5 protein-coding genes are annotated in these 3,968 nt (G+C 67.3%); 1 reads left to right on the top strand and 4 read right to left on the bottom strand.

Annotation, left to right across the window (positions count from 1 at the left end; all coding sequences use genetic code 11):
* Positions 1-23 precede the first annotated feature (23 nt).
* Complete coding sequence (locus tag DYI24_RS22730) at positions 24-248, top strand: hypothetical protein (protein WP_246701350.1); 225 nt, start codon at positions 24-26, stop codon at positions 246-248.
* A gap of 10 nt (positions 249-258) precedes the next feature.
* Here the strand turns inward: DYI24_RS22730 and DYI24_RS22725 are convergent, their stop codons facing one another.
* The 4 genes from DYI24_RS22725 to DYI24_RS22710 form a co-directional block, all read right to left on the bottom strand.
* On the bottom strand, positions 259-1,494 hold the full coding sequence (locus DYI24_RS22725; protein ID WP_164573943.1) for a BaiN/RdsA family NAD(P)/FAD-dependent oxidoreductase: 1,236 nt from the start codon (positions 1,492-1,494) through the stop codon (positions 259-261).
* A gap of 223 nt (positions 1,495-1,717) precedes the next feature.
* The gene (locus tag DYI24_RS22720) at positions 1,718-2,635 is read right to left on the bottom strand and encodes an SDR family NAD(P)-dependent oxidoreductase (protein WP_164573942.1); all 918 of its coding nucleotides are present in this window, start codon (positions 2,633-2,635) and stop codon (positions 1,718-1,720) included.
* Between the two features lie 18 nt (positions 2,636-2,653).
* Positions 2,654-3,121, bottom strand: a complete 468-nt coding sequence (locus DYI24_RS22715) for a MaoC family dehydratase (RefSeq protein WP_107344148.1) — start codon at positions 3,119-3,121, stop codon at positions 2,654-2,656.
* Between the two features lie 92 nt (positions 3,122-3,213).
* A partial coding sequence (locus DYI24_RS22710) for an NADPH:quinone oxidoreductase family protein (protein WP_164573941.1) occupies positions 3,214-3,968 on the bottom strand: 755 nt, incomplete at its 5' end.

Genomic DNA, 3,968 nt, shown 5'->3' with positions numbered 1-3,968 from the left:
CCGCAGCGCTGTGCGCGACTGTGATGGTGAATGCGGCCTCGGCGCAGGGTACGCCGGAGGAGCGCCGCGCTTGCAGGCCCGACGTGATGCGGCTGTGCCGCTCGGAAATCCCCGATGTGCCGGCCATCACCGCCTGCCTGATCGCCAAGCGCACCCAGCTCAGCCAGGCCTGCTCGCTGGTGATGTTCCCGAACCGCCACAGCGACGCGACGCATAGCCGGGCGAGCCGTCCGGTCGTGACGCAATAACCACGCGGCGTCAGGCGCGTTGCAGCCAGCGCAGCGCGCCGCGGCCTGCCATCACGCCGGTCGCAAAGCAGGCCGTGAGCAGATAGCCGCCGGTCGGCGCTTCCCAGTCGAGCATCTCACCGGCGGCGAACACGCGGGGCAGTTTGCGCAGCATGTAGTCCGCGTCGATCTCACCGAGCGCAATGCCGCCCGCGGTCGAGATCGCCTTGGCGATCGGCGCGGCGGCAACTAAGCGCACCGGCACGGCGTTGATCAGTGCGGCGAGCTGATCGGCCGGCAGCGTCGCCAGCGCAACGCCCGATGCATGCGCGGCTTCCTGCAGCAGACCGATGCCGGCCGGCGACAGCCCCGCGGCTTTGCGCAAATACGTCGACAGCGACTGCTTGCCCTTCGGCTTCGCTAATCGCACCGCGAGATCAGCTATGCTGAGATCCGGCCGAAGCGCGATCGACAGCTTCGCTTCGCCGTGCGCCAGAATCGCATCGCGCAACACTGCCGAGATCGCATAGATCGCGCCGCCTTCGATGCCGTCGCGGGTGATCACCGCCTCGCCGCGTACGGTGCGCGGTCCGAACGACAGCGCGACGTTCTTCAGCGGCGCGCCCTGATACTTGTCAGCGAACAGCGCCGACCACCGCGCGACGAAGCCGCAATTCGCCGGCCGCAGCGGCGCGATCGCAATGTCCTTGGCGGCGAGCAGATCGCTCCAGCCTCCATCCGAACCGAGCCGCGGCCAGCTGGCGCCGCCGAGCGCCAGCACGGTCGCCCGCGCCGCGATGCCGCGCGGACCGTCCGCTGTGTCGAACGACAGCCGCCCCTCACCGTCCCATCCGGTCCAGCGATGCCTCAGGCGAAGCTGCACGCCCAGCGCATCGAGCCGGCGCAGCCAGGCGCGCAGCAGCGGCGAGGCCTTCATCGCCACCGGAAACACCCGTCCGCTGGAGCCGACGAAGGTCGGCTGCCCGAGATCATCGGCCCAGGCGCGCAGTTGCTCGGGGCCGAACGCCTCGATCGCTGAAGTCAGCCACGCCTGCGCCGCGCCGTAGCGCGACAGGAAGTCAGGCAGTGCTTCGCTGTGCGTGAGATTGAGGCCGCCGCGCCCGGCCAGCAAAAATTTCCGCGCCGGTGCACCCATGCCGTCGAACACGATGACGCGCATGCCGCCAAGCGCGAGCTGCTCGGCCGCCATCAGCCCCGCTGGCCCGGCACCGATCACGGCGGCGTCGATGTCGATGATGTCAGCCACGACGGCTGCCTGCGATGAAAATCATCCGGCGCTTATACACGAACCGGGATCGGCGTAGAGATTCCGGGTTCACGCCTTCGGCGTGCCCCGGAATGACTCGTGGAGAGATAATGCCGTCATTCCGGGGCGCTCGCGTCAGCGAGCGAACCCGGAACCTCGACAAGTTCTGCGACTCTAAGATTCCGGGTTCGCGCCTTCGGCGCGCCCCGGAATGACGACCGCCTTACATCTTGATGCCGAGGCGCGCGGCGGCCTGCGCCACGTACTTCTGCGTCTGCTGGAACGCACCTTCGAGCGCCTGGGCCTTGGAGTCGTCGCTGATCTCGGCGAAGTGCGCGGCGATCGCGTCGGGGGTCCACTCGGACTCCGGCAGGTTGATGCCTTCAGTCTCGACGATCTTGATCTGCGCGAACGAGCCGGCACCGGCGCCGAGCGTGGTGCGGGTCGGCGCGTTCTCGCTGAGCAGGAACAGCACCGCGGGCGTGATCGCCTCCGGCTTCATCAGCTGCAGCGCCTGCGGCGGCAGCAGCTCTTCGGTCATGCGGGTCGCGGCGGTCGGCGACACAGTGTTGACGCGGATGTCGGTCTTGCGGCCTTCCTGCGCCAGCACGTTCATCAGGCCGACGATGCCGGCCTTCGCGGCGCCGTAGTTGGCCTGGCCAAAATTGCCGAACATGCCCGACGACGAGGTGGTCAGCACGATGCGGCCGTAGTTGCGCTCCTTCATGCCATCCCACACCGCCTTGCAGCAGTAGAAGGTGCCGGCGAGATGCACGTCGATCACCTTCTGGAAATCGCTTAGCTCCATCTTGCCGAACGACTTGTCGCGCAGGATGCCGGCGTTGGCGACCAGCAGGTCGACGCTGCCCCACTCCTTGGTCGCCTTGGCGACCATCGCCTGGACCTGTTCGTAGTTCGACACGTCGGCGCCGTCGGCCATCGCAGTTCCGCCGGCCTTCTTGATCTCTTCGACCACGGTCTCGGCGGCGGTCATCGAACCGCCGGTGCCGTCACGCGCGCCGCCGAAATCGTTCACCACCACCTTGGCGCCGAGCGCCGCGAGACCCAGCGCATGCGCGCGGCCGAGACCGTTGCCCGCGCCGGTGACGATGGCGACGCGTCCGTCGAACCTGATAGCCATGTGTGTTGCTTCCCCGGATTATTGTTCGAAGTAGATCAGGCCGAGCCAGTCAGCCACGAGGGCCGAGCGCTTCTCGCCCTCGATTTCGACGTTGACGCTGGTACGCGACAACAATTCGCCCGGCTTGCGCACAGTAGCTTCCGCCAGCATGAAGCGGCCGCGCACGCGCGATCCCGCCTTCACCGGCGAGATGAAGCGCAGCCGGTCGAAGCCGTAGTTGACGCCCATCGTGACGCCCTTGATCCTCGGCATCGCCTCGTAGGAGAACACGCTCAGCATCGACAGTGTCAGGAAGCCGTGAGCGATCGTGGTGCCGAACGGCGTCTCGCGCGCGGCGCGCTCGGGATCGACGTGGATGTACTGCCAATCCTCGGTGCAATCGGCGAACTGATCGATCCGCTTCTGATCGAGCACATGCCATTCCGACACGCCGATCTCGGTGCCGACGAGCTTGATATAGGCGTCGAGTTCCAGTTCAGTGCTCATTCCAACCTCGTTGTTCCGCGCTGCACATTCCACATCGCGAAACCCGCGCCAAGCGAAATCTTCGCTTGCCGCGGGTGCGTGAAAATTCCGCATTACGGGAGCAGCGCGACCCGGCCGATCGCCTTGCGGTCGATCAGCAAACGCATCGCCGGAGCCCATTCCGACAGCGGCAAGCGATGCGACACGTTGGGCCGAAGCAGGCCCTTGGCAGCAAGCTCGAGCAGCTTGGCGGTGCGCTGCTCGCCGCGCGCCGGATCGCGCCGGACCGCCTCACCGGCACGGACGCCGATCACGCTCGCGCCCTTCATCAGGATCAGATTGGTGCGCGCGAGCCCAATGCCGCCGGTAAAGCCGACCACCAGCAGCCGCGCACCCCAATTGATACAGCGCACGCTGTCTTCGAAGATCTGGCCGCCGACCGGATCGAACACCACGTCGGCACCGCGGCCCTCGGTGATGCGCTTCACCGCATCCTTGAACGGTTCGGCGCCGTAGAGGATGCCGTGGTCGGCGCCGCGCTGCCGCGCCACGGCGAGCTTCTCTTCGCTCGACGCCGCCGCGATCACGGTGGCGCCGAGATACTTGCCGACCTCGACCGCCGCGAGCCCGACGCCGCCGCCGGAGCCATGCACCAGCAGAACTTCGCCGGGCTGCAGCTGGCCACGTTCGACCAGCCCGTGCCAAGCGGTGCCGTGGCCGGCCAGATAGGTCGCAGCTTCGGCGAAATCGAAATTCGCCGGCGCCGGCGTGAGCTGCGAGGCCGCAGCCACCACCTCTTCGGCATAGGCACCGAACCGCAACTTGACGATCACCCGATCGCCGAGCCTCACGTTTGCAACATCAGCAC

The sequence above is a fragment of the Rhodopseudomonas sp. BR0C11 genome (assembly GCF_010820945.1).
Taxonomy (GTDB): domain Bacteria; phylum Pseudomonadota; class Alphaproteobacteria; order Rhizobiales; family Xanthobacteraceae; genus Rhodopseudomonas; species Rhodopseudomonas palustris_H.
Note: the sequence above shows the minus strand (reverse complement) of the source record. Positions and strands in the feature narration are given on the sequence as shown.

Excerpts from the sequence above, each read along its gene's own strand:
- DYI24_RS22730 (WP_246701350.1), top strand. The coding sequence starts at position 24 with ATGGTGAATGCGGCCTCGGCGCAGGGTACGCCGGAGGAGCGCCGCGCT.
- DYI24_RS22720 (WP_164573942.1), bottom strand. The coding sequence starts at position 2,635 with ATGGCTATCAGGTTCGACGGACGCGTCGCCATCGTCACCGGCGCGGGC.
- DYI24_RS22715 (WP_107344148.1), bottom strand. The coding sequence starts at position 3,121 with ATGAGCACTGAACTGGAACTCGACGCCTATATCAAGCTCGTCGGCACC.